A 24,587-nucleotide genomic window follows, 5' to 3' on the forward strand; every position below is an offset into this window, starting at 1 on the left:
AACCAGATAGTTCTTCGCCGTATTGATGCCAATTCGATACAGCCAGGTATAAAACGCACTGTCGCCCCGAAACGATGGCAGCGCCCGATAAGCCTTGATGAAAGCCTCCTGCGCGACATCGTCGACTTCAGCCGCGTCGCGTATGAAACGCGACAACAAGCGCGCGAGCTTGCGCTGGTATTTTGCGACCAAGAGCTCGAAAGCGTGCTTGTCCCCGGCCTGTGCGCGTTCAACCAGTAGCTGGTCAATCTCGCGTTCACTCATGCTCTCTGCTTATCCTGTTGAAGACGATATCGTTATTTGCGCAAAAGTATAGCGCAAGCCTTCAACGCTCATCGTAACAGAGCGTGCGCAGCGACGCTGGCCCTGCTCGGCCTGGAAATGGCCGCGCGATGAAGAGCTATTGCGGCGCCATGCACATGCTATAGTTGCAGCCCCTTACTGGCAGGATCTCCAGCGTGCCGCTTTGCTCCGACGTTCTCATCATTGGCAGCGGCCTGGCTGGGCAAGCGGCCGCACTACGGCTGGCAGCATCGCGCAAGGTCACGCTGATCAGCAAGCGCACACTGGAAGACAGCGCCTCGAGTTGGGCACAGGGCGGCATCGCGGCAGTTCTCGACAATCGCGACTCGATCGAAGCGCACATCCGCGACACGATTAACGCTGGCGCGCTGCTCAACGACCCGCGGGCGACGCGCTTCGTGATCGAGAACGGTCGCCGGGCAGTCGACTGGCTGATTGAACAGGGGGTCCCCTTCACCCGCGATCAGGACGGCTACCATCTGGCTCAGGAAGGCGGCCACAGTGCCCGGCGCGTCATCCACGTCGCGGACGCGACCGGTCTGGCCGTTCAGACGACACTGACGCACAAGGTTCGCCAGCATCCCAATATCACCATCCTCGAACAGCACATCGCCGTCGACCTGATTACCGGCGAAAAACTGGGGCTGGCCGAGCGCCGTTGCTACGGTGCCTATGTACTGGATAACACCACCGGAGAGGTGCTGACCCTCGGCGCTCGACACACTCTGATCGCCACCGGCGGCGCCGGCAAAGTCTATCTCTATACGACCAATCCAGACACTTCCACCGGCGACGGTATCGCCATGGCCTGGCGTGCCGGTTGCCGGGTGGCGAACATGGAGTTCATCCAGTTTCATCCGACCTGCCTCTACCATCCGCAGGCCAAGTCCTTCCTGATTTCGGAAGCGGTTCGTGGCGAAGGAGGACGCCTCTTACTGCCTGACGGCAGGCGCTTCATGCCCCGGCACGATGCACGCGCCGAACTCGCGCCCCGCGACGTCGTCGCCCGGGCCATCGACTTCGAAATGAAGAAACGCGGCCTGGACTGTGTCTACCTCGACATCTCGCACAAGCCAGCGGCCTTTCTCGCTGAGCACTTCCCGAACATCATGGCCCGCTGTAGCGAGTTGGGAATCGACATCAGCCGCCAGCCAATCCCGGTTGTGCCCGCAGCGCATTACACTTGCGGCGGCGTCATTACTGACCTGCGCGCACGCACCAACCTCGCTGGCCTCTACGTCGCCGGCGAAGCTTCCTGCACCGGCCTGCACGGCGCCAATCGTCTGGCCAGCAACTCGCTGCTCGAATGCCTGGTGTTCGCCGAGGCGGCCGCCAATGACATTCTCCAACAAAACGAAAGCGAACTGCCGGAGCTACCGCCCTGGGACGACAGCCGCGTCAGCGATCCCGATGAAGAAATCGTCATCGCCCACAACTGGTATGAGTTGCGACGCTTCATGTGGGACTACGTCGGCATCGTACGCACCACCAAGCGCCTGCAGCGCGCGCAGAACCGAATTCGCCTGCTGCTCCGCGAAATTGACGATTTCTACTCGCTTTTCCGAGTCAGCCACGACTTGATCGAGCTACGCAACCTGGTGGTGACTGCCGACCTGATCATCCGCTGCGCACTGCGCCGCCATGAAAGCCGCGGCTTGCACTCCAGCCGCAATTATCCAGAAACGCTGGAACGTGCCCGCAACACGGTGCTCAAACGCCGCCTTTGAGCTGACGGGAATCTACCCGCCAACGTAGCCACAGGCGAAGCAAACGGAACTGCTCTGTGGACATGCTGTCGGGAAAAAGCGCAAGGGCCTCCAGCCGCCCTGACTCGCCAGCACGGACGCGCAAGACCAGAAACTGGCTGAAAACGACGCTGTCTGGCTGGACCCGCGCGAAAACCTGGTCGCCATTGGCGAAGTGGCAGCTCAGTTCGCCGCTTGCCGCCAGGCGCAGGGCGACGACTCTCGACGGCCGCCAAATCTGCTGCCACAGCGACAAGGCAACGATCGCCAGCAGCAGCAAGCGGATGCTCAGAGGCCAGGGCAAAACGAAGAGGCTGGCCGCAGCCAGCCCATGCAGCAAGGCCGTCAGGACAAAGAGCAGACGCGAGCGGCGCAGAGCAATGTCGATCGGAAACTGCATGCCATGCGCGCGCCCGTCAGGACGCCAGGAACTAGATCCGCTTCAAGACCACGGTGGCGTTGGTACCGCCGAAGCCGAAGGAGTTTGAAATGGCGACATCGATCTTGAGCTGACGCGCCTCATTGGCGCAATAATCGAGATCGCAGCCTTCTCCGGCATTGAAGACGTTGATGGTCGGCGGCGATATCTGATGGTAGATCGCCAGCGCCGAGAACAGCGCCTCGACGCCCCCCGCAGCACCGAGGAGATGGCCGGTCATCGACTTGGTGGAACTGACCACCAGCTTGCTTGCGTGAGCGCCGAAAGCGCGCTTGACGGCAACGGTTTCCGCCTTGTCGCCCAGGGGCGTCGAAGTACCATGTGCATTGACGTACTGCACGTCCTCCGGATTCAGCTGTGCGTTACGCAAGGCATTGCCCATGCAACGCGCCGCCCCCTCACCGTCGTCGCACGGTGCGGTGATGTGGTTGGCGTCGGCACTCATACCGAAACCCGCCAACTCGCAATAGATGCGCGCGCCGCGTGCCTTGGCATGTTCGTATTCTTCCAGAACTACGACGCCGGCGCCCTCACTGAGTACGAAGCCGTCGCGATCTCTGTCCCACGGACGACTCGCGGTCTGCGGGTCGTCGTTGCGCGTGGATAGGGCACGTGGAGCGCAAAAACCTCCCAGGCCCAGGTTCGACAGGCAGCCTTCAGCGCCACCGGCAATCATCACGTCGGCATCGCCGTATTCAATCAGGCGGCCCGCATCACCGATGCTGTGCGTCCCCGTCGAACAAGCGCTGACCAGTGAGATGTTGGGGCCCTTGTAGCCATACATGATCGACAGGTTGCCTGAGATCATGTTGATGATCGAACCGGGAACGAAGAACGGCGACACTTTGCGCACCCCACCTGCAGAAAAATCGTCGCAGGTGTTCTCGATCATCGGCAGACCGCCGATGCCGGAACCGATCGATACGCCGACTCGCTCGGCCTGCGCCGGGTGCGCTTCGAGCCCGGCATCGCGGATCGCCTGAATGCCTGCCGCCATGCCGTAATGGATGAAGACATCCATGCGGCGCGCTTCTTTTACCGAGAGGTACTGGCCAATGTTGAAGTCCCGCACTTCACCAGCGATCTGCACTGGAAAGCTGGAAACATCAAAACGAGTGATCCGTTCAATGCCGGAACGTCCGGCAATGATGTTCTGCCAGGCCGTTTCAACGGAATTGCCAACCGGAGAAACGATACCAAGGCCAGTGATAACGACTCTGCGACGTGCCAACTTGTGCTCCGGGAGTAGAAGATGCTGAAGCGGAAAAGCTTGCCATCACTCCCCACCGAGGACGGCCCCTTGCAGAGCCTGACCGCAGGGGTCGTGGATAGCGTCTACGGGAAAACTTACTTCTTGTGCGAACTGACGTAGTCGATGGCCTGCTGCACGGTGGTAATTTTCTCGGCTTCGTCATCCGGAATCTCGCACTCGAACTCTTCCTCGAGAGCCATTACCAGTTCAACTGTATCGAGCGAATCAGCGCCGAGATCGTCGACGAACGACGATTCATTCTTGATGTCCGCTTCGTTGACCCCGAGTTGTTCGGCGACGATCTTCTTGACACGTTGCTCAATATTTTCCATCAAAGTGCTCCTTCTCAGAGTTCATAGGTAAAACAGAAATGCGCCATTCTAGCAAAATGGCCCAAACTTACCAAACATCAGTCCATGCGACCCGGACGCTTTTTCGTCCAGAACCGATTTCAGCCAGTGAACATGCCGCCGTTGACGTGAATCGTCGTGCCAGTAACGTAAGCAGCCCCGGCCGACGCCAGGAAAGCAACCGCCGCCGCCACTTCCTGAGGAGATCCGAGCCGCGCAAGCGGGACGCCAAGCAGCAGCGCTGCTTTCTGTTTGTCGTCGAGTGCACGCGTCATATCAGTGTCGATTAGACCGGGCGCCACGCAATTCACGGTGATGTTGCGACTGCCCAGTTCCCGAGCCAGTGCCCGACTCATGCCGGCAACGCCGGCCTTGGCAGCGCAGTAATTGGCCTGACCCGGATTGCCGGCGTGACCGACAACCGAGGTGACGTTGATGATGCGACCGTAGCGTGCCTTCATCATGCCGCGCATCACCGCCCGGCAAAGGCGGAAAACCGCTTTCAGGTTGGTATCGAGCACGTTTTCCCACTCCTCGTCCTTGAGACGCATCGACAGGTTGTCGCGCGTGATTCCGGCGTTATTGACCAGCACCGACAGCGCACCGTGCGTCTTCTCGATGTGGCTGATCAACGCATTGATTTGCTCAGCATCGCGAACTTCCAGAACAACGCCCTCACCCGCGCTGCCCGCAGCCAGCAGAGCCGCAGAAATTGTTGCCGCGCCTTCGCCTGTCGTTGCCGTACCGATCACCGTGGCGCCAAGGCGACCCAGTTCGAGCGCGATCGCCGCACCGATGCCGCGCGAGGCACCGGTGACCAAGGCCACTTGTCCGTTGAGCATTCCCGTCCCCATCGCCTCTAGCGTGCCGATCCGAGAGTTTCGAGCGCGGCTTCCAGCGCCGCCAGATCAGCCAGCGCAAGGCCTGTCAAGCTAGCTGCGCAACGTTTGGTCAAGCCTGCCAGCACCTTGCCCGGCCCACATTCGGCCACCGTCGTCACATTCATTCCCGCGATCTTCTGGATCGTCTCCACCCAGCGCACCGGCGAGTATGCCTGTCGAATCAAGGCGTCCTTGATCCGGTTACTGTCCGACTCGATCGCCACATCGGCGTTGTTGATCACCGGAATCTGCGCCGCCGCGAAATCAAGCTCGGCGAGGCGTGCAGCCAGCTTGTCGGCTGCCGGTCGGATCAGCGACGAGTGAAAAGGCGCCGAGACCGGCAACAACAACGCGCGCTTCGCACCACGCGCCTTGCAGCCGGCACAGGCCAGTTCCACCGCCGCCTTGCTGCCGGCGATCACCGTCTGCCCCGGGCCGTTGAAATTGACCGCTTCGACGACCTCGCCATCGCCAGCCGCAGCGGCTGCCTCGATGCAGGCCTCGGCAATCTTCTCGTCATCGAGACCAAGAATGGCCGCCATCGCGCCCGCGCCCGCCGGCACGGCTTCCTGCATCGCGGTGGCACGCAGCCGAACCAGCGGTACTGCGTCCCGGAAGCGGATGACTCCGGCAGCAACCAGTGCCGAGTACTCGCCAAGACTGTGCCCGGCGACGACGGCCGGCAACTTGCCACCGCGGTCCAGCCACAGACGATAGACCGCAACGCCGGCGGTGAGCATCAGCGGTTGCGTGTTGACGGTCTGCGCCAAGGCTTCGGCCGGACCATCGATCAACAATTGCCAGAGATCCTGCGACAGCGCCGCCGAGGCCTCGTCGAAGGTCGCCCGCAGCACAGGCGAATCGCCATAGGCGGCCATCATCCCGACCGATTGCGAACCTTGACCCGGAAAAACGAATGCGAAAGCCATCTTGTATTGCTTCCCTTCTATAGTTCGAGCAGCACGGCGCCCCAGGTGAAACCACCACCGACGCCTTCGAGCATGATTTTCTGACCGGCCTTGATGCGCCCGTCGCGAACCGCCTCGTCGAGGGCCAATGGCACGGACGCCGCTGACGTATTGCCATGTCGATCGACGGTCACCACCACTTTGTCCATCGGCATCTTGACGCGTTTCGCCGTTGCTTCGAGGATGCGAACATTGGCCTGATGCGGAATCAACCAGTCGATGTCTGACGACGCGATGCCGGCGGCCTGACAACACTCGTCCGCCACTTCCGCGAGCACGCGCACGGCAAATTTGAAGACCGCCTGTCCGTCCATGCGCAGGAAAGGATCGCCAGTGACCTTACCCCCGCAGACGCTACCGGGAACCGACAGGATACCGTGGTGGGCACCGTCGGCATGCAAGGCAGTGGCCAGAATTCCCGGCTTGTCGGAAGCCTCGAGAACGACCGCACCCGCCCCATCACCGAAGAGCACGCAGGTGCCCCGATCAGACCAGTCGAGAATGCGTGAAAAGACTTCGGCGCCGACGACCAGAGCCCGGCGATGGCTACCCGAGCGGATGAATTTCTCGGCAATCGTCAAGCCATAGACGAAACCGCTGCACACCGCCTGCACATCGAAGGCGGTCGCGCCACGATTGCCCAGCTTGCCCTGCAGCAAGCACGCGGTGCTCGGAAAGATAAAGTCCGGGGTCGAAGTGGCGACAATGATCAAGTCCAGGTCGGTGGCATCCAGACCGGCAGCAAGTAGCGCTCGCTTGCTTGCTTCGAGGGCCAGATCGCTGGCGTTCTCGCCGTTCGCCACAAGATGACGAGACTTGATGCCGGTTCGGCTGACGATCCACTCATCGCTGGTGTCGATCCCGCGACTCGCGAGATCGTCATTGCTGACCGGCGGTCCGGGCAGATAACTGCCGATACCGGTGATGCGGGAGAACATGCTATGCGATCTCCAGAAGCGGTTGTTGTTGTTGCGCGACGCGCTCACTGATCCGTGCCAGGACGCCACTGCGCGCCTCTTCCGCAGCACGCCGCAGCGCCTGCCCGAAGCTGAAGACATCTGCCGAGCCGTGACTCTTGACGACAATGCCCTTCAAGCCAAGCAAGGTGGCGCCGTTGTACTTGCGATGGTCGACGCGGCTCTTGAAGCGATTGACCACCGGCAAGCAGATTACCGCGGCTAGCTTGGTCAACAAATTGCGCCTGAATTCCTCACGCAGAAAGGTCGCCAGCAGCTGCGCCAGGCCCTCCGAGGATTTCAAAGCGACATTGCCTACAAAGCCATCACAGACCACGACATCAGCCTGCCCCTTGTAGACACCATCGCCTTCGATGTTGCCAACGAAATTCAGGCCGGAATCCCAAAGCAGTTCAGCAGCACGCTTGACGACATCGTTACCCTTGATTTCTTCCTGCCCGATATTCAGAATCCCGACCGTTGGCCGATCGCGATGCTCGACCGCCGAAACCAAGGCAGCACCCATGATTCCGAACTGCAGCAGGTTTTCAGGGCTACAATCGACGTTGGCGCCAAGGTCCAGCACGTGCGTGTGCCCTTTGATCGTCGGCAGAATACCGCAGATCGCCGGGCGATCGATACCGGGCAGCATCTTGAGCACGAAACGGGAAATACCCATCAAGGCGCCGGTATTTCCCGCCGAGACACAGGCATCGGCCTCGCCGCTCTTGACCAGATTGACCGCCACGCGCATCGACGAATCCTTCTTGGTGCGCAGCGCTACCGACGGCGCCTCGTCCATGGCGACGACCTCACTGGCATGATGAATAACGACACGCCCAATGGCCACGTCGCCGACCATGGAGACGATACTATCGGCGATGCCGACCAGTATCACGCGCACGTCAGGCTGATCACGGACGAACTCAAGCGCCGCCGGAATTGTCACCTGGGGACCATGATCCCCACCCATGCAGTCAATGGCGACGGTAATAGTCATCGGAAGGCAGACCAAAGAAAAGGCAGGAAGGCCCCCATCATGGGAAGCCGCCTGCCCCATCCAAGGGAATCACTCGCTCGCGCCCTTGCCGACTTTTTTTCCGCGATAGTGGCCCGAGGGGCTGATGTGGTGGCGCAAATGCACTTCGCCGGTGCTTGGCTCGACGGCCAGCGGCGGGCTGCCCAGGGAGTCGTGTGCGCGATGCATGCCGCGCTTGGACGGGGATTTCTTGTTCTGTTGAACAGCCATGTCAAACTCCTAAAATCAAACTTACTAAGCCCTGCCCTTGAGGCCGGCCAAAACTGAAAATGGCGACTCTTTCGTCGATTCGCCTGCGGCACCGGGCAGCGCACAATCGTCGTGACGAGGCACCGTCGGAAGCGCCAGAAGGATTTCATCCTCGACCAGAGCCAGCACATCAAGCTCCTTCTCGGCCGGAAGAAAGTCCCTGGAGTCGTCCTCCAGATCCTCCTGCGTCAGGTCACTGTCACTCGCCACAAATTCGAGCAAACTACGCAACTCCAACACGTACGCCAGCGGCTCCAGGCAACGCTGACAGCACAGCGTCAGCACGCCGTCCACCTGCAGCAGTAGCTGCGCGCGGTCGCCAGAGCCCATACCCCCTTCGACCCGATACGTCAGACAAGCCGTTGAGTCCAACAGCAAGTCGGCCAAACGAGTCAGCGCCGCCAGCGACACTTCGCCTTGCAGCGAAGCTCCCTCGCGCCCGAAAGCCAGACCATCAATGAGCACGCGTCTCGACATAAGGGCGGCATGATATTATTTTCGGCTTTTGAAGTCAAAGCTGTGGCGCCGCAAAACAAGCTATTTCTCGATTACTTCGGCGGCGGCCGCAATTTCCTTCCCTGATCGGCCACCCCCTATGCCCAGAAAACAGCTCATCCTGGCCTCGACCTCGCCATTCCGACGCCAACTCCTGGCTCGGCTCGGCCTGCCCTTCGAGAGCGCTGATCCCGCCGTCGATGAAACGCCGCTACCAGGCGAAACACCCGAAGCCAGTGCCTTGCGCCTGTCCGAAGCCAAGGCACGAGCGGTTAGCGCCCTTTTTCCCGACGCGCTGATCATTGGTAGCGACCAGGTCGCCTGCCTTGACGGTCAGGTCTTCGGCAAACCCGGTGATCACGGCAAGGCCGTGCGCCAGTTGCAGACCATGCGTGGGCGCAGCGTCAATTTCTTTACCGGCCTCTGCCTCCTCGACGCCGCAAGCGGCCGAGCACAGCTGCGCGGCGTACCGACACGGGTCCACTTTCGTGACCTGACAGACATCGAAATCGAAAACTACCTGCGCAGGGAGCAGCCCTACAATTGCGCGGGCAGCGCCAAATCAGAAGGATTGGGAATCGCCTTGATTGCCAGGATCGATGGCGAAGACCCCAACGCGCTCATCGGGCTACCCCTGATAGCCCTTTGCGACCTACTGCGCACAGAGAACATATCTGTATTATAATCAATGCACTAAACGTTAAACATAGGGTATTTTATGAACAAGGGACGGCTTTATTTGATCCCCGTTCCGCTCGGCCCGACCGCCGTCGCCGTGGTCCTGCCACAAGCCGTGCTTGCCTGCGCGCGCGGACTCGGTCACTTCGTTGCCGAAAATGCCAAGTCGGCGCGCGCCTTCCTCAAGTTGCTGCCCGCCGACCTGCCCGTGCAAGAGATCCGGATTCAGGAGCTCAACCAACACACGCCAGCCAGCGAGCTGCCGGCACTGCTGGCACCCCTGCTGACCGGCAACGATGTCGGCTTGATCTCCGAAGCCGGATGTCCGGCGGTCGCCGACCCGGGCGCCGCGCTGGTCGCTCTGGCGCAACAGGAAGGCATCCAGGTCGTACCCATGGTCGGTCCGTCATCGATTCTCCTGGCCTTGATGGGCTCGGGACTGAGCGGCCAGTGCTTCGCCTTCCACGGCTACCTGCCAAGCGCCCCTGGCGAACGCGAAAAGCGCCTGCGTGAACTGGAGAGGGAGTCGCGGCTGGGACAGCAAACGCAAATTTTCATCGAAACGCCGTACCGCAACCAACAAATGCTCGAATCCGTGCTCAAGACCTGCGCCCGCGACACCAGAGTCTGCGTCGCGACCGACCTCACTCTCGACAGCGAGCAGATCGCCACGCGCCGGGTTGCCGCGTGGCTGCGCCAATCGCTACCAAATATCAATCGCCGGCCGACGGTATTCCTGCTGCAGGCCTAGCGACCGCCGGTCAACGAAAGTCAGCGCAAGGCGGACCAGTCGATGGCGCCAAGCAGAGAACCCGCACCTTGCGCGGCGTCGGCACGCAGGCGCTTGGCGAAACGCTCGGCGATATTTTCCTTGATCGTGAAGTCGACGATCCGCTCGGCCTTGATTACTTCGCGCGCCACCGACTCAACGGTACCCAAGTCGTCGGCCAGCCCGAGCTGAATGCTCTGCGTACCGGTCCACATCAGGCCACTGAACATCTCGGGCGTTTCCTTCAGACGCTCACCTCGCCCCTTGCGAACGACTTCGATGAACTGCCGGTGAATCTCGCCAAGCAAGACCTGTGCGTGCTTCTTCTGCTCTGCATCCTGCGGCGAAAACGGATCCAGGAAGCCCTTGTTCACTCCCGCGGTCAGCAACCGGCGCTCCACCCCGAGCTTGTCCATGGTCCCGGTAAAGCCGAAGCCATCCATCAGTACGCCGATCGAACCGACAATGCTGGCCTTGTCGACGAAGATTTTGTCGGCGGCGACAGCCACGTAATAGCCGCCGGAAGCGCAGAGATCCTCGACCACGACGTAAAGTGAAATCTGTGGATGCTTGCTGCGCAGGCGGCGGATTTCGTCATGCACGATACCCGCCTGTACCGGGCTGCCACCCGGGCTATTGACCCGCAGGACGACGCCCGCAGTCTCTTTATCGTCAAAAGCGGAGCGTAAGGCGTCGTTGATACTCTCCGCACTGCCTTCGCCACCGCTGGCGATGGTGCCATTGAGGTGAACAAGCGCCGTGTGCTTGCCATTGACCAGCTTCTCCGAGCCGCCGCCCCAGTCGATGAACAGGAGCAGCATCGCGAGCAGGTAGGAAAAGCCGATCAGTTTGAAAAAAATTCCCCAGCGCCGTTTCACTCGCTGCTCCTGCAGCATCGCCAGGGCAAATTTTTCCAACAACTGCCGCTCCCATTGGGGTTCGTTTTCAGGAGTAGTCACGCTTCTTGCTCGCTTGGGGTGTAGTAGATGGCGCCATCGCGCTCTTCGATCGCTAGCGGCGTCAGGCCTCTACCGTTACAGCGGCCGCCCAGACAGCGACCGTCGTGAGGGGAATACAAGGCGCCATGTGTCGCGCAAATCAAGTATAGCTTGGAATCATCGAAGAATTCATTGGGCTGCCAGTCCAGTTCAACGGGTACGTGACCACAGCGATTGAGATAGGCCGCCACCCGACCACGAAAACGCACGGCGAAGGCCGGCTCTTCACTCTCGCCCCCCGGGACGGTGAAACGAACGCCGGCGCCGCCGTCGATCAAATCGGCAGACAGGCAGATCAGGCGTTGATTCGCAACCATTGCGCCACCTCATCAATCTCCTGGAGACGGGCCAAGGGAGCCAGCGCATCCAGCGCGGCCGCTGGATGCGCGCCATAGCCGGCGGCCAGGCAGGCAACGCCAGCGTTCTTGCCCATCAGCAGGTCATGCGTTGTATCACCGATCATCAGCGTCCGTTCCGGGTCGACCGACAATTCATCCATCAACTCCTCAAGCATTTGCGGATGCGGCTTGGAAAAACACTCGTCGGCACAGCGTGAGGCGTGAAAATACGGCCCCAGGCCACTGCTGCGCAAGGCGCGATCGAGTCCGATCCGGCTCTTACCGGTGGCCACGGCGAGCAGAAAACCGGCCGCGGCCAGTTCGGCGATCATGGCTGCAGCACCGTCGAACAACTGCAGTTCGTGATCGTGCTGCAGGTAGTGATGGCGGTAGCGCTCGACCATCAATGGATAGCTGTCGGCGGGCAGATTCGGCACCGCGAAGCGTAACGCATCGTGCAGGCCGAGCCCGATCACATGCCGAGCCCGCTCGTCCGCCGGGATCGGCAAACCGAGGTCACTGCACGCCGCCTGGATGGCCTCGACAATCGCCCCCGCCGAATCAAGCAGGGTGCCGTCCCAGTCGAATACCAGCAATTTAAACCGGCTCGCCATAGTCCTGCCTCTCCTTTTTCGAAACATTGCGCAGGAACTGCGCCAGGGCGCTCGGCAAAGCGGCTTCCAGCATCATTTCGCGACCGTCCTGCGGATGCGGCATCGTCATTTTCGTGGCGTGCAGGAACATGCGCTTCAGCCCGTCCCTGGTAAGGATCCGATTGAGGGCAAAATCGCCGTACTTCTCGTCACCGGCAATGGGAAAGCCAAGGTGTGCAAGATGCACGCGAATCTGGTGCGTCCGCCCCGTTTTCAGTTCCGCTTCGAGAAGACTGAAATGCTCCCAGCGCGCCAGCAGCCGAAACACGGTATAGGCCACCTTGCCGTCGTCTGCGACACGAACCCGGCGCTCGCCGGACGGCAACAGATACTTGAGCAAAGGCAAGCGGACCTTGCGTACCGGGTCCATCCAGCGCCCGGCGACCAAGACCTGATAACGTTTGTCGGCGCCGCGCTCACTACCGCCGCGGGCACCGGCACGGAACATCTCGTGCAAGACCAGCAACACCGAGCGCTTCTTGCCGATCAACAGCAGGCCGGAAGTCTCGCGATCCAGGCGATGTGCGAGTTCAAGAAAGCGTGCCTGCGGCCGCTGCCGGCGCAGCGCCTCGATGACCCCAAAGCTCTCCCCGCTGCCCCCATGCACGGCAAGGCCTGCCGGCTTGTCAACGACCAGCAGGCCCTCGTCTTCATAGACCACCGGCAGCTGCGCCTTGAGGGCCGCCCCGTCCACGACTTCCTGCTCGACCTGCGCCGTGCGCATCGGCGGAATGCGCACCACATCGCCAATTTGCAGGCGATACGATACCGCGGTGCGGCGCCCGTTCACCCGCACCTGACCGCTGCGCACGATGCTGTAGACGTGGCTCTTGGGCACTCCCTTGCACTTCTTCAGCAACAGGTTGTCCAGGCGCTGTCCGTGTTCGTTCTCGGTGATCAGCTCCTGAATCACGGAGCTTTTGCTAACTTCGGCCATTTTGAATATACTTCGCTCGTTTTGCGTCTTGAGTTGAAAGAGGCGCTGACCCGTGAGACCGTCCAGCGGCGCCGATTCTAAAGCAATTGCGACGCACTTTCCGGCAGGCCTCAGCCGCCTCGCTTGCGCCAATCTGCGCAAGATCACTCAACGCGATGCACCTGGTTAAGTACGCTCACCACTAAGTAGCGATACTACTTGAACTGCGCGCGCCCAGCACCTGCGGAACGGCCCAGGCAGATTCCGGAGTCCTTGATTTCAAAGGCCAGACGACTGACAAGTCGGCGAGATTGCCCTATTAGTTGCCCTGTCGGAGAGCCCCTCAAGCACCCCACCAAACAGCTAATCCGTCGCTGCCTGAAGCAGGCAATTCCCCCGTGAGAGCGCGTGGGAGCCCAATTTATTATGAAACGCATGCTTTTTAACGCGACACAGGCCGAGGAACTGCGTGTCGCCATTGTCGACGGTCAGAAACTCATTGATCTGGACATTGAATCGGCCGCCAAGGAACAGAAAAAAAGCAACATATATAAAGCAGTCATTACCCGCATCGAGCCCAGTCTGGAAGCGGCATTTGTCGACTACGGCTCCGAGCGGCACGGTTTTCTCTCCTTCAAGGAAGTGTCCCGCGCCTTCTTCCAGCCCGGTGTCGATGCCGGCCGCACGACAATCAAGGAAGCGCTTCGCGAAGGCCAGGAGCTGATTGTCCAGGTTGACAAAGACGAGCGTGGCAACAAGGGAGCGGCGCTGACGACCTTCATCAGCCTCGCCGGGCGTTATCTGGTACTGATGCCGAACAACCCACGCGGCGGCGGTGTCTCGCGCCGTGTCGAGGGCAACGAGCGCGCCGAGTTGCGCGAAGTGATGGATCAGCTTGATGTCCCGCAGGGGATGAGCCTGATCGCCCGGACGGCGGCCATTGACCGAAATGCCGAAGAGCTGCAATGGGATCTCAACTACCTGTTGCAGCTGTGGAAAGCCATCGAGGGCGCCGCCCATCAGCAGAAGGGAGCCTTCCTGATCTACCAGGAAGGTAGCCTGGTGATCCGTGCCATTCGTGACTACTTTCAGCCCGACATTGGCGAAATACTGATCGACACCGACGACGTCTTCGAACAGGCAAGTCAGTTCATGGCGCACGTGATGCCAGCGACGGTCGACCGCATCAAGCGCTATCACGACGATGTGCCGCTCTTCTCTCGCTTCCAGATCGAGCACCAGATCGAATCGGCCTATTCGCGTCAGGTCGGCCTGCCGTCGGGTGGCGCCATCGTCATCGACCATACCGAAGCCCTGGTGTCTATCGACGTCAACTCGGGCCGCTCGACGCGCGGCGCCGACATTGAAGAGACAGCGCTGAAAACCAACCTCGAAGCGGCAGAAGAAGTCGCCCGTCAATTGCGCCTGCGCGACCTCGGTGGCCTGATCGTCATCGACTTCATCGATATGGAGAGCCAGCGCAGCCAGCGTGACGTCGAGAATCGCGTCCGCGACGCACTGCGCTTTGACCGTGCACGCGTGCAGACCGGCAAGATCAGCCGCTTCGGCCTGCTCGAGTTGTCGCGCCAGCGCCTGCGCCCGGCGCTCGCGGAAACCAGTTACATCGCCTGCCCGCGGTGCTCGGGGACTGGTCACATCCGTAGTACCGAATCGGCCGCCCTGCACATCCTGAGGATTCTCGAAGAAGAGGCCATGAAGGACAACACGGCGGCGGTGCACACCCAGGTACCGATCGACGTCGCCACTTTCCTGCTCAACGAAAAGCGAACCGATGTCCAGGAAATCGAGCAGCGACACAAAGTGACTATCCTGCTGATTCCCAACATGCACCTCGAAACGCCACAGCACACGATCGTCCGCGTTCGCCAGGACGAACTGGTCCACGACGAACAGCTGCAGCCCTCGTACCGCATGGTCGACATGCCCACCGCAGACGTCGCCGGTGCGACGACCGTCGCTGACGCCAAAGCGTCGCGCCCCGAAGCGGCAATCAAGGGCGTTACCGCGTCGCAACCAGCACCGATGCGCGCGCAAGAACCCCCGCCCGCGGCCGAAAAGCCAGCCAGCGCGGCAAGTGGCTTCGTGAGCCGGATTATTTCCTGGTTCCAGCACAAGCCCGAGGCAGCGCCAGCCGAACCGGCACCGGTACCGGCAAGGCCCGCTCGTGCCAGCAGTTCGGCACGTGACTCACAGCGCGATCCCCGCCGCGGCAACGCTCGCAACAATCGTCGCGAGGAGACGCGTGAAGCACCTGCACCACGCGGCAATCGTGAGCAAAACGAGGCCGCAGCGCCACAGACCGCCCCGCAGGCACGCCCGGAACCGTCGCGGACTCGTGAGCCGCGAGAGCCCCGCGAACCCCGCGAACCCCGTCGCGGGCGTTCCGAACCACGTGGCGAGCGCAAGGAGCAATCTGCCCCGCCACAAGAGCTTGAAGCACCAGCCACGCTGCAGCCAGAACACGCTCCGCGCCCGAACAGCCCCGCTCCTGAACAAGCGACCAGCGAGAACGGTAGCGCCCCACGCCGTCGTGGGCGTCGCGGTGGTCGCCGCGAGCGCGGCGAGAAAACCGAGAACCAGGTCGACCTCCTGAACAGCGAAACGGCAGCCAGTCGCGCCGCACCAGCTAGCGCGCCGGCGGCAAGAACTGCACCCACTACAGCCGAGCCGCAGCAGGCCGCAAACCCGCCGGCCACCGCCGCGCCGGAGAGCGTGCCGGTGGTGCCGATCAGCACGGAGCAACCCCACCCGCAGCCTGCCAAGGTCGTCATCCAGCGCCCCGCCGCGGGCGCCCCCCCTGCGCCGGCGCCGGCGCTGCTGGCCGAGCTTGCCGACACGACCGCGCCGGTCAACTCCGGCAAGGCGGAAAACACTGCGGCAAACCCCGACGCTGCGGCGACAACAGCCAAGGCGGCGAGCGAAGTCCTTACCGCGAACGCGCCGGAAGCAAGTGCCGCCGCCGTGGCGGAGGCAGGCGCCCCCGTCACAGCTGCCGCTGCCGAAACGCCAACAGCCGTCGAACCACCGCTCGTAGTCGCAACGCCGCCCGTCATCGAAGCGAGCTCCGGCGCAGAAGTCCCGGTAAGCCCCGCAGCTACAGCAGCAGAAGAGGTGGTGGTAGACGTTCCGGCAGCCCTTGATCTGGTCGAGTCCGCTCCACCGCCAACCGCCACCCCGGCGGTGAACGTGCGCAGTGAATTGGTGATGATCGAAACCAACACCGACAAGGCGCAATCCTGGCAAGCCGAGGAAGTGACTGCAGCGGCGACGGCACGCAAGCCACGTCGCAAGCCCGCCACCGTGGCCGTTGCTGACGAGCCGCTGGTGATGGTCGAAACGCAAAAGTAAGTCGCGCGTTTGTTCGCGTGAGCGAGGGTCGGAGATTCTTTCCGCCAAGGCGCACAAGCCTCCAGGTCAAGGAGATCCGATCCTCCCGCAAATATCGGCCATGCAGCGAACGGTCATGACATGTCGAGACACCCCGAATCATGAAAGTCATGACCGTTTCCCTCTTCCCCTGCCCCTTCTCCCGCAAGGGGAGAAGGGAGTTTCGTGAGTCGCTTGCGCGACTTTCACATTAACGGTCATGACAGCGTGGAGACACCCCAAATCATGAAAGTCATGACCGTTTCCCTCTTCCCCTGCCCCTTCTCCCGCAAGGGGAGAAGGGAGTTTCGTGAGTCGCTTGCGCGACTTTCACATTAAGGCAAGTGCTCCGGTGGACATTTCCCCGCAACAGCCCACTGGAAAACGCTTCCCCGCGCTGCCCCTGGGCCCGCCTACTGAGCCCCGGCCGCACCCAGTTGATTTCTGACCAGGCGACCGACTGACATGCATTTGCGATGCCTACGTAGAGCATAATGATTCCCCAATTTCTCTTATAATCCGGCTTTTCTCGTCCAATGCGCCTTCCCGTCGCAAGAAGGAAAAGTAGACGAGACTTGCCCTATCGACCCTTCTCATAGACTTCGGGAATTTTCCGAGCAGCAACAAGCCAGTCCAACTGTCCCCAAGCAGGAGCCGTCATGACCTCTACCCCAATCTTCTTCTCGTCCGCGCGTCGTCGTACCCTCGGGTATACGGCTGCCAGCCTGGCCAGCGTTGCGCTGCTGCTTACGGCGGGCTGTGGCAAGAAAGAAGTGGCCGCGCCGCCGGCACCTCCGACTGTCGAAGTCGTCACCGTGACGCAGAAGGACGTGCCGATTTACGAGGAGTGGATTGGCTCTCTGGATGGCGACGTCAATGCCGTCATCCGCCCGCAAGTGACCGGCTACCTGATCAAGCAGACGTACACCGAAGGCGACTGGGTCAAGAAAGGACAGTTGCTGTTCCAGATCGACCCGCGCCCTTTCCAGGCAGCCGTCGACCAGGCGCAGGGATTGCGTGCTCAGCAAGGCGCGCTCTACCAGACTGCCAAGGCAAATCTAAAGCGGGTCAAGCCTCTGGCGGCCAAGAACGCCCTCAGTCAGAAGGATCTCGACGACACCACCGGTGCCGAGCTGTCGGCCAAGGCATCTCTTGAAGCCGCCGAAGCCTCGCTGGATACTGCGAAACTCAATCTCAGCTTCACCCGCATCACCTCTCCGATCGCGGGCATTGCCGGCATCGCCAAGGCGCAGATCGGCGACCTGCTCAGCCCGAGCATGCCGACCGAACTGACGACCGTGTCAACCGTCGACCCGATCAAGGTCTATATCAACATCAGCGAACGCGAGTATCTCGTCCTCGCCAGGGCCATCCAGGCCGAAGGCACGCGACCGGAACGGATACCCCTCCAACTGATCCTGGTCGATGGCTCGACCTACCCGCACGCGGGTCGTTTCTCGGTACTCGACCGCCAGGTCGACACCACGACCGGCACCTTCAAAGGTGCCGCCCTCTTCCCGAATCCCGATAGACTGCTCCGCCCGGGTCAATACGGACGCATCAGGGCGACGATGGCGATCGAAAAGGGAGCACTGCTGGTGCCGCAGCGAGCGGTCACCGAAATACAGGGCAAATACCTGCTTGCCGTCGTCGGCGCAGACAACAAGGTTGCCATCCGCCCGGTGACCGTCGGCAACCGCATCGGTTCGGACTGGATCATCGCCAGCGGCCTGCAGGCTGGCGAAAAAGTCATCGCCGAAGGCACCCAGAAGGTCAAGGACGGCAGCACGGTCAATCCGCAACCCTTCGCGGCGGCCGCACCGGCTGACGGGAAAGCGGCCGCGCCCGGGGAAAAACCAGCGGCGCCCGCGCCCGAAAGCAAGGGGTAAGCGGCCATGGCCAAGTTCTTCATCAATCGGCCGATCGTCGCCATGGTCCTCTCGATCCTGATGACGCTGATCGGGGTGGTGGCCATGGTCGGGCTTCCGATCGCCCAGTTCCCGAACATCGTGCCGCCGGAAATCAAGGTCAACTCCACCTACACCGGCGCCGACGCGCTGACCGTCGAACAGGCGGTGTCCACCCCGATCGAACAGCAGATGTCGGGCGTCGACAACATGAACTACATGTATTCGATCAACGCCAACAACGGCCAATCGACGCTGACGGTCAACTTCGACATTGCCACCGACGTCAACACCGACCAGATTCTCACCCAGATGCGCTCCAACCAGGCCGACTCGCAACTGCCGGCCGACGTGCGCAACTTCGGCGTCACGGTACAGAAGTCGACCGCCTCGCCGCTGGTGATGTTCGCGCTTTACTCGCCGAACAACACCTACGACGGCGTCTTCCTCTCCAACTACGCGTACATCAACATCAACGACCAGATGACGCGCGTCAAGGGCATCGCCAGCGTCACCGTCTTCGGCGCCGGCCAGTACGCGATGCGCCTGTGGGTCAAGCCCGACCAGCTCGCCAAGCTGAACATCACCATTCCCGAGATCATCAACGCGGTCAACGCGCAGAACACCGTTAACCCGGCCGGTACGGTCGGCGCCGAGCCTGCTCCACCGGGGCAGGAATTCACCTACGCGGTACGCGCGCAGGGACGCCTGGAGAGTGCCGAGGAGTTCGGCAAAGTCGTGCTGCGCGCCAACCCGGACGGATCGATCGTTCGCGTTCGCGACGTGGCGCGCATCGAACTCGGCGCCCAAACCTACAACATGGAAGGCCGCCTCAACGGCAAGGCAGCGACACTGATCGCCCTCTACCAGATGCCGGGCGCCAATGCCCTCGAGGCAGCAGACGGCGCCAAGGCGCTAATGAAAACGATCAAGGAAAGTTTCCCGCCTGACCTCGACTACGTCGTCGCTCTCGATACCACCCTCTCGGTCACCGAAGGGATCACGGCCATCCAGCACACGCTGTTCGAGGCCATCGTCCTGGTAATCATCGTCGTCTTCGCTTTTCTGCAAGGCTGGCGTGCGACCCTGATCCCGCTGCTCGCCGTGCCGGTATCACTGGTCGGCACCTTCATGCTTTTCCCGGTGTTCGGTTTTTCGATCAACACCCTGTCGCTGTTCGGTCTGGTGCTGGCGATCGGTCTGGTCGTCGACGACGCGATCGTCGTCGTCGAAGCCGTCGAACATCACATTGAGCACGGCTTGTCGCCCAAGGAAGCGACGATGAAAGCGATGGACGAAGTCACCGGACCGGTGATTGCCATCGCCGTCATCCTCTCGGCGGTCTTCGTACCGACGGCGATGATCCCCGGCATCACCGGGCAGCTCTATCAGCAGTTTGCGGTCACCATTGCGCTATCGGTGATCATTTCTGCGTTCAATGCGCTGACCCTCAGCCCGGCGCTCTGCGCCCTGCTCCTCAAACCAAAGGTCAGGGGGACCGGCCCGGTCCAGAAGTTCTACGACTGGTTCAACAGGGGCTTCAACCGCCTCACCGGCGGCTACGTCGGAACCTGCCGCCTGGCCATCCGCAAGAGCGCAATCAGCCTCCTTTTCCTGCTCGGCATCGCCGTCGCTGCCGGTTTTCTCGGCAAAATGACTCCCGTCGGCTTCCTTCCCGATGAAGACCAGGGCTTTGTCTATGCCGGCATCCAGCTCCCCGACGCGGCCTCGCTGCAGCGCACCCGGGAAATCGCCAAGGAAGCGGAAGCGCTGGTGATGGAGGTTCCAGGCGTCAAGTACACGACGACGGTCATCGGCTACAACATGCTCAGCCAGGTACAGAACACCTATAGCGCCTTCTTCTTCATCACCCTCGAGGACTGGGCCGAACGCAAGGCGCCCGAACTGCAATACGAAGCGATCAAGGCCGCGCTGACCAAGAGACTGGGCGGCATCCCGGGGGCCATCGGCTTCTCGTTTCCGCCACCGGCGATTCCCGGTGTCGGCACCTCGGGCGGCGCGACTTTCATCCTTCAGGACCGCTGCCGGCAAGGACATTGCCTTCCTCGCCGAGAACACCACCAAGTTCGTCGACGCTGCCAGAAAGCGTCCCGAACTGGCCGGCGTGTCGACCACTTTCCGACCCACGGTCCCGCAGCTGTTTGTAGATGTCGACCGCGACAAGGTACTCAAGCAAGGGGTCAACATCGACGATGTGTACAAGACCCTGCAGAGCTTCCTGGGTAGCGGCTTCATCAACTACTTCAACCGCTTCGGCCGCCAATGGCAGGTCTACCTGCAGGCCGAGGGCGACTACCGCACGAATATCGACGGTATCGGCCAGTTCTATGTGCGCAACAAGGACGGACAAACGGTGCCGCTGTCGGCGCTGACCTCGGTACGCCACATCGCCGGCCCGGAGTTCACGATGCGCTACAACCTCTACCGCAGCGCGCAGATTAATGCCTCGGCAGCCCCCGGTTACAGTTCCGATCAGGTCATGAAGGCGCTCGAGGAAGTGTTCGCCGAAACCATGCCGGGCGAAATGGGCTACGACTACATGGGCATGTCCTACCAGGAGAAAAGGCGCAGCAGGGCGTCTCGCCAATGGTCATCTTCGGCTTCTCGCTGCTTTGCGTCTTCCTGATCCTGGCGGCCCAGTACGAAAGCTGGTCGCTGCCGTTCTCGGTCCTTCTGGGAACACCGATCGCCGTCGCCGGCGCCTTCGCCGCACTGCTGCTGCGCGGCCAGGAGAACAACATCTACGCCCAGATCGGCCTGGTGATGCTGATCGGCCTGGCCGCCAAGAACGCCATCCTGATCGTCGAGTTTGCCAAGATGGAGTATGAAAAAGGTGAGCTTTCGCTCGCCGACGCGACACTCAAGGGCGCGCAGCTGCGCCTGCGGCCAATCCTGATGACTTCCTTCGCCTTCATCTTCGGCCTGATCCCGCTCGCCCTGTCCACCGGCGCCGGCGCCATTTCACGGCAGGTGATGGGCGGCGCGGTGATCGGCGGCATGCTGGCGGCGACCTGTCTGGCGATCTTCATCGTCCCGGTCTGTTTCTACGTCGTCGAGAAGCTCGCGCACAAGGGCCATACGGGACCCTATCAACACCCTGACGGCGGTGGAAGTGGCGGTGGAGGTGGCGACGGCCATGCCAAGGCCGGCGCAAGCGACGAGCTGCCAACGCAGATCGCCGCAAAGGAGGGCCCGAGCCATGCGTAAGACCATGATCGCCGCCCTGCTGGCGCTGCTCGCCAGTGGCTGCATGATCGGCCCGGACTACCTTCGTCCGCAGGTGGAGACGCCACCGGCCTGGCGTCTAAGCGAGCAGACGGCCAATGACCTGGCCAACACTGCCTGGTGGAAGCAGTTCGACGATCCGGTACTCGACGATCTGGTCAGCACGGCATTGCACAACAACCACGATCTGCTGATCGCCACCGCGCGCATCGAGGAGTTCGCCGGCCGCTACGGCATCTCTCGTGCCGAACTCTTCCCGCAAGTTGGCGCCGGCTACGAGGCGAGCCGGCAGCGCAGCATACTTTCCGGCGCCAGCAGTCCCTCCACCTACAACAGCTATCAGGCGGTGATCAGCGCGAGTTGGGAAATTGACATCTGGGGGCGAATTCGCCGCCTGAACGAAGCCGCCCGGGCACAGCTACTGGGCAGTGAAGACGCCCGCCGAGCGGTGATCCTGTCGCTGGTTGGCCGGGTGTCCGGAGCCTACATCAACCTCCGCGACCTCGATCGCCAGCTGGAGATCGCCCAGGCGACCGCCCTGAGCCGAGGAGAGTCCTACTCCGTATTCCAGGAACGCTATCTCGGCGGCATTATCTCGACGCTCGAACTGAGCCAGAACAAGTCGCAGTACGACGAAGCGCTGGCCAGCATCCCGCCGATTGAAAGAGCGATCGCCCAGCAGGAGAACGGCCTCAGCGTCCTGCTCGGTCGCAATCCCGGGCCCATCGCCCGCGGCAAGAACATTGATCAACTGAGCTTGCCGACGATCCCTGCCGGCCTGCCCTCCGATCTTCTCGAACGCCGGCCAGACATTCAGCTGGCCGAGCAAAACCTGATCGCCGCCAACGCGCTGATCGGTGCGGCCAAAGCCGCCTACTTCCCGACGATATCCCTGACCGGGCTCTTCGGCTACGCCAGCAATGGTCTGAGCGAGCTGTTCAACAGCCAATCGAAGGCCTGGCAATACGCGGCACCGATCACCATGCCGATCTTCACCGCTGGCGCCATCGCCGGCCAGGTGCAGGAAGCGGAAGCACAGCAGCAGCAAGCCCTGTTCGCCTACCAGAGAAGCATCCAGGAAGCATTCCGCGAAGTCAATGACGCACTCATCAATCAGGAGCGCACACGCGAGCAGCTGCGCGCGCAGAAGCAGCAGGTCAAGGCGCTGGAGCAGTATTCAGCAACCGCCCGGCTGCGCTACGACAACGGCTACACCAGCTACATCGAAGTTCTCGATGCCGAGCGCAGCCTGTTCAACGTTCAGTTGCAGTACACGCAGACGCAGCAAACGCAGTTCCAGGCGATGATCAATCTCTACCTGGCGATGGGCGGCGGCTGGATAGGCGAGGCCGACAAGCTGACCGCCACGCGCAAAGTGCAGTGATCGCCGCTGAACTTCCGGCGCGCCGCGGCTGACGACGGCATCGGCATTGGCATTGGCAATCTGCGGTGCCCTGAACGGCGCGGCAGCGTTTGACCGGCTTCATCGCCGGCGATTTTCCAGCAAGGAAGTTTCTCAGAGACAACCAAAGGAGAAGACAATGAGCCAGAAGCAAAAACCGGGCACGCCAGCCCCGGTCGAGGAAAACATCAATCCGGACATGCCGCCAGAAGCAGAGATCGGCGCGATGCCCGAGGTGATCGTTAGCGCAGAAGGAACTGGAAAGGCCAAGAAAGCGCAGAAGAAATTGTCCAATAAGGCCTACCTCAAGGCCCTCGAGAAACTCGAGGCGGAACTCGTTCATCTCCAGTCCTGGGTCATCAGAGAGGGTCTCAAAGTCATCCTGGTCTTCGAAGGCCGCGATGCCGCCGGCAAGGGCGGAACGATCAAGGCGATCACCGCGCGCGTCAGCCCGCGCATTTTCCGCGTCGTCGCCCTGCCCGCGCCGACCGATCGCCAGAAGAGCCAGATGTACGTCCAGCGCTACATCGAGCACTTCCCGGCGGCCGGCGAAGTGGCCATCTTCGACCGCAGCTGGTACAACCGGATAGGCGTCGAAACGGTGATGGGCTTCGCCACCGAGGATCAGGTGCAGCATTTCCTCAAGATGGCGCCGATGTTCGAGAAGGCAGCGGTCGAGGAAAACGGCATCATCCTGCTCAAGTACTGGCTGGAAGTCGACATGGACGAGCAGGAGCGGCGCCTCGAGGCACGCATCACCGACCCGCGCAAGCAGTGGAAGCTCTCACCGATGGACCTCAAGTCCTTCAGCCGCTGGTACGACTATTCGCGCTCGCGCGACCGAATGTTCAGGGAAACCGATACCCATTGGGCACCCTGGTTCGTCGCCAACTCCAACGACAAGAAGCGCGTTCGCCTGAACATCATCCAGCACATCCTGAGCAGCATCCCCTACGAAGTACCCAAGACTCCCAAGATCAAGCTGCCCGCAAGACAGAAGAAGGGCGACTACAAGGAACCCAAGCTGTCTCTGAAGTACGTTCCGGAAGTCTTTTAGGCGGCGAACCGTGGTGGCAGGGCCTTGCCGCCGACGTGCTTGCGCGGCGGCATGACCCGGCTTCTGGTGGCAAGATGATTTTTCTATTGACAACAGCGATTGGAGAGATCGGAACGATGGGCAAGAAAAAGAAGGCACAAAAGAAAGACAAAATCCTGGGCAACATCAGTCCCGACATGCCCTTGGCAGCATTGAACGGCGACGCGGCCGAAACGGCCGCGGCCTCGACGCACAAAAAGTTGTCGAACAAGGCCTACCTGAAGGAGCTCGAAAAGCTCGAAGCCGAGTTGGTGCACCTCCAGGAATGGGTGATCAAGAAAGGCCTCAAGGTGGTCATCGTTTTTGAAGGCCGTGACGGCGCCGGCAAGGGCGGCACGATCAAGGCCATCACCGGCCGCGTCAGCCCGCGCGTTTTCCGGGTCGTCGCGCTACCCGCGCCAACGGAGCGCGAGAAGACGCAGATGTATGTGCAGCGCTACCTGCCGCACTTGCCGGCAGCCGGCGAAGTGGTCATCTTCGACCGCAGCTGGTACAACCGCGCCGGCGTCGAACGCGTCAT

General features: G+C 61.6%; 21 protein-coding genes and 2 pseudogenes. 9 read left to right on the forward strand and 14 right to left on the reverse strand.

The window, feature by feature from the left end:
* Positions 1–264: sigma-70 family RNA polymerase sigma factor (locus V5B40_RS24845; RefSeq protein WP_332357034.1), on the reverse strand; the 264-nt coding region annotated here is incomplete at its 3' end.
* A 194-nt stretch (positions 265–458) separates the two neighbouring features.
* Between V5B40_RS24845 and nadB the strand changes: the two genes are divergently transcribed.
* The gene (nadB, locus tag V5B40_RS24850; RefSeq protein ID WP_169067025.1) at positions 459–2,030 is read left to right on the forward strand and encodes an L-aspartate oxidase; all 1,572 of its coding nucleotides are present in this window, start codon (positions 459–461) and stop codon (positions 2,028–2,030) included.
* Here nadB and V5B40_RS24855 read toward each other — a convergent pair.
* From V5B40_RS24855 to V5B40_RS24895, 9 genes are all read right to left on the reverse strand, one after another.
* Positions 2,014–2,448 (reverse strand): protein YgfX, encoded by a 435-nt coding sequence (locus tag V5B40_RS24855; protein ID WP_291996471.1) that lies wholly within the window; start codon positions 2,446–2,448, stop codon positions 2,014–2,016. The two genes, nadB and V5B40_RS24855, sit on opposite strands and share 17 nt — an antisense overlap.
* A gap of 31 nt (positions 2,449–2,479) precedes the next feature.
* Positions 2,480–3,718, reverse strand: a complete 1,239-nt coding sequence (gene fabF, locus V5B40_RS24860) for a beta-ketoacyl-ACP synthase II (RefSeq protein ID WP_332357035.1) — start codon at positions 3,716–3,718, stop codon at positions 2,480–2,482.
* Positions 3,719–3,834: 116 nt separating this feature from the next.
* Entirely contained in the window at positions 3,835–4,071 is a 237-nt protein-coding gene (gene acpP, locus V5B40_RS24865; RefSeq protein ID WP_169067022.1) for an acyl carrier protein, read from the reverse strand.
* 119 nt (positions 4,072–4,190) lie between these two features.
* Positions 4,191–4,931, reverse strand: a complete 741-nt coding sequence (gene fabG / locus V5B40_RS24870; RefSeq protein WP_169067021.1) for a 3-oxoacyl-ACP reductase FabG — start codon at positions 4,929–4,931, stop codon at positions 4,191–4,193.
* A 17-nt stretch (positions 4,932–4,948) separates the two neighbouring features.
* Positions 4,949–5,899 carry an ACP S-malonyltransferase gene (gene fabD / locus V5B40_RS24875; protein ID WP_332357036.1) on the reverse strand — a complete coding sequence of 317 codons (951 nt, stop codon included), beginning with the start codon at positions 5,897–5,899 and terminating at the stop codon, positions 4,949–4,951.
* Between the two features lie 17 nt (positions 5,900–5,916).
* On the reverse strand, positions 5,917–6,876 hold the full coding sequence (locus V5B40_RS24880; RefSeq protein WP_169067019.1) for a beta-ketoacyl-ACP synthase III: 960 nt from the start codon (positions 6,874–6,876) through the stop codon (positions 5,917–5,919).
* Between the two features lies 1 nt (position 6,877).
* Positions 6,878–7,894: a phosphate acyltransferase PlsX gene (plsX, locus tag V5B40_RS24885; RefSeq protein ID WP_169067018.1), complete on the reverse strand. Its 1,017-nt coding sequence runs from the start codon at positions 7,892–7,894 to the stop codon at positions 6,878–6,880.
* Positions 7,895–7,963: 69 nt separating this feature from the next.
* Positions 7,964–8,143 (reverse strand): 50S ribosomal protein L32, encoded by a 180-nt coding sequence (gene rpmF, locus V5B40_RS24890; protein WP_291996467.1) that lies wholly within the window; start codon positions 8,141–8,143, stop codon positions 7,964–7,966.
* Between the two features lie 24 nt (positions 8,144–8,167).
* Positions 8,168–8,647, reverse strand: a complete 480-nt coding sequence (locus V5B40_RS24895; RefSeq protein ID WP_332357037.1) for a YceD family protein — start codon at positions 8,645–8,647, stop codon at positions 8,168–8,170.
* Positions 8,648–8,777: 130 nt separating this feature from the next.
* On the opposite strand from V5B40_RS24895, the gene V5B40_RS24900 reads away from it, so the two are divergent.
* A complete protein-coding gene (locus tag V5B40_RS24900) occupies positions 8,778–9,362 on the forward strand; it encodes a Maf family protein (protein WP_169067015.1) in 585 nt (194 codons plus the stop codon).
* Positions 9,363–9,395: 33 nt separating this feature from the next.
* A complete protein-coding gene (locus tag V5B40_RS24905; RefSeq protein WP_291996465.1) occupies positions 9,396–10,106 on the forward strand; it encodes an SAM-dependent methyltransferase in 711 nt (236 codons plus the stop codon).
* A 20-nt stretch (positions 10,107–10,126) separates the two neighbouring features.
* Here V5B40_RS24905 and V5B40_RS24910 read toward each other — a convergent pair whose 3' ends face one another.
* Genes V5B40_RS24910 through V5B40_RS24925 form a run of 4 tightly spaced genes read right to left on the reverse strand, consistent with a single transcriptional unit; the run spans position 10,127 to position 13,050 of the window.
* Complete coding sequence (locus V5B40_RS24910; RefSeq protein ID WP_169067037.1) at positions 10,127–11,020, reverse strand: S49 family peptidase; 894 nt, start codon at positions 11,018–11,020, stop codon at positions 10,127–10,129.
* 59 nt (positions 11,021–11,079) lie between these two features.
* On the reverse strand, positions 11,080–11,439 hold the full coding sequence (locus V5B40_RS24915; protein ID WP_332357038.1) for a Rieske (2Fe-2S) protein: 360 nt from the start codon (positions 11,437–11,439) through the stop codon (positions 11,080–11,082).
* Positions 11,418–12,074 (reverse strand): HAD-IIIA family hydrolase, encoded by a 657-nt coding sequence (locus V5B40_RS24920; protein WP_169067012.1) that lies wholly within the window; start codon positions 12,072–12,074, stop codon positions 11,418–11,420. Before V5B40_RS24920 ends, V5B40_RS24915 begins: the two co-directional genes overlap by 22 nt.
* Positions 12,058–13,050 carry an RluA family pseudouridine synthase gene (locus V5B40_RS24925; protein WP_169067011.1) on the reverse strand — a complete coding sequence of 331 codons (993 nt, stop codon included), beginning with the start codon at positions 13,048–13,050 and terminating at the stop codon, positions 12,058–12,060. The genes V5B40_RS24920 and V5B40_RS24925 overlap by 17 nt, the downstream gene beginning before the upstream one ends.
* A 405-nt stretch (positions 13,051–13,455) precedes the next feature.
* Here V5B40_RS24925 and V5B40_RS24930 point away from each other — a divergent pair, with 405 nt between their 5' ends.
* The 6 genes and pseudogenes from V5B40_RS24930 to V5B40_RS24955 all read left to right on the forward strand — a co-directional run.
* Complete coding sequence (locus V5B40_RS24930) at positions 13,456–16,398, forward strand: Rne/Rng family ribonuclease (RefSeq protein WP_332357039.1); 2,943 nt, start codon at positions 13,456–13,458, stop codon at positions 16,396–16,398.
* A gap of 677 nt (positions 16,399–17,075) precedes the next feature.
* Complete coding sequence (locus V5B40_RS24935) at positions 17,076–18,305, forward strand: efflux RND transporter periplasmic adaptor subunit (protein WP_332357040.1); 1,230 nt, start codon at positions 17,076–17,078, stop codon at positions 18,303–18,305.
* Positions 18,306–18,311: 6 nt separating this feature from the next.
* Positions 18,312–21,551 (forward strand): annotated as a pseudogene (locus V5B40_RS24940) (efflux RND transporter permease subunit).
* Positions 21,544–22,953, forward strand: a complete 1,410-nt coding sequence (locus V5B40_RS24945; RefSeq protein ID WP_332357041.1) for an efflux transporter outer membrane subunit — start codon at positions 21,544–21,546, stop codon at positions 22,951–22,953. Before V5B40_RS24940 ends, V5B40_RS24945 begins: the two are co-directional and overlap by 8 nt.
* 244 nt (positions 22,954–23,197) lie before the next feature.
* A complete protein-coding gene (ppk2, locus tag V5B40_RS24950; RefSeq protein ID WP_248595430.1) occupies positions 23,198–24,028 on the forward strand; it encodes a polyphosphate kinase 2 in 831 nt (276 codons plus the stop codon).
* Between the two features lie 176 nt (positions 24,029–24,204).
* Positions 24,205–24,587 (forward strand): annotated as a pseudogene (locus V5B40_RS24955) (polyphosphate kinase 2); the annotation flags it as partial.

The sequence above is a fragment of the Candidatus Accumulibacter meliphilus genome (assembly GCF_036625345.1).
GTDB lineage: Bacteria > Pseudomonadota > Gammaproteobacteria > Burkholderiales > Rhodocyclaceae > Accumulibacter > Accumulibacter meliphilus.

Coding starts and splice junctions, on each gene's coding strand:
- V5B40_RS24945 (WP_332357041.1), top strand. CDS start 21,544: ATGCGTAAGACCATGATCGCCGCCCTGCTGGCGCTGCTCGCCAGTGGC.
- V5B40_RS24855 (WP_291996471.1), bottom strand. CDS start 2,448: ATGCAGTTTCCGATCGACATTGCTCTGCGCCGCTCGCGTCTGCTCTTT.
- V5B40_RS24920 (WP_169067012.1), bottom strand. CDS start 12,074: ATGGCGAGCCGGTTTAAATTGCTGGTATTCGACTGGGACGGCACCCTG.
- V5B40_RS24900 (WP_169067015.1), top strand. CDS start 8,778: ATGCCCAGAAAACAGCTCATCCTGGCCTCGACCTCGCCATTCCGACGC.
- V5B40_RS24880 (WP_169067019.1), bottom strand. CDS start 6,876: ATGTTCTCCCGCATCACCGGTATCGGCAGTTATCTGCCCGGACCGCCG.
- acpP (WP_169067022.1), bottom strand. CDS start 4,071: ATGGAAAATATTGAGCAACGTGTCAAGAAGATCGTCGCCGAACAACTC.
- fabD (WP_332357036.1), bottom strand. CDS start 5,899: ATGGCTTTCGCATTCGTTTTTCCGGGTCAAGGTTCGCAATCGGTCGGG.
- V5B40_RS24915 (WP_332357038.1), bottom strand. CDS start 11,439: ATGGTTGCGAATCAACGCCTGATCTGCCTGTCTGCCGATTTGATCGAC.
- V5B40_RS24910 (WP_169067037.1), bottom strand. CDS start 11,020: ATGCTGCAGGAGCAGCGAGTGAAACGGCGCTGGGGAATTTTTTTCAAA.
- plsX (WP_169067018.1), bottom strand. CDS start 7,894: ATGACTATTACCGTCGCCATTGACTGCATGGGTGGGGATCATGGTCCC.
- ppk2 (WP_248595430.1), top strand. CDS start 23,198: ATGCCCGAGGTGATCGTTAGCGCAGAAGGAACTGGAAAGGCCAAGAAA.
- V5B40_RS24930 (WP_332357039.1), top strand. CDS start 13,456: ATGAAACGCATGCTTTTTAACGCGACACAGGCCGAGGAACTGCGTGTC.
- V5B40_RS24925 (WP_169067011.1), bottom strand. CDS start 13,050: ATGGCCGAAGTTAGCAAAAGCTCCGTGATTCAGGAGCTGATCACCGAG.
- fabG (WP_169067021.1), bottom strand. CDS start 4,931: ATGCTCAACGGACAAGTGGCCTTGGTCACCGGTGCCTCGCGCGGCATC.
- V5B40_RS24935 (WP_332357040.1), top strand. CDS start 17,076: ATGACCTCTACCCCAATCTTCTTCTCGTCCGCGCGTCGTCGTACCCTC.
- rpmF (WP_291996467.1), bottom strand. CDS start 8,143: ATGGCTGTTCAACAGAACAAGAAATCCCCGTCCAAGCGCGGCATGCAT.
- V5B40_RS24905 (WP_291996465.1), top strand. CDS start 9,396: ATGAACAAGGGACGGCTTTATTTGATCCCCGTTCCGCTCGGCCCGACC.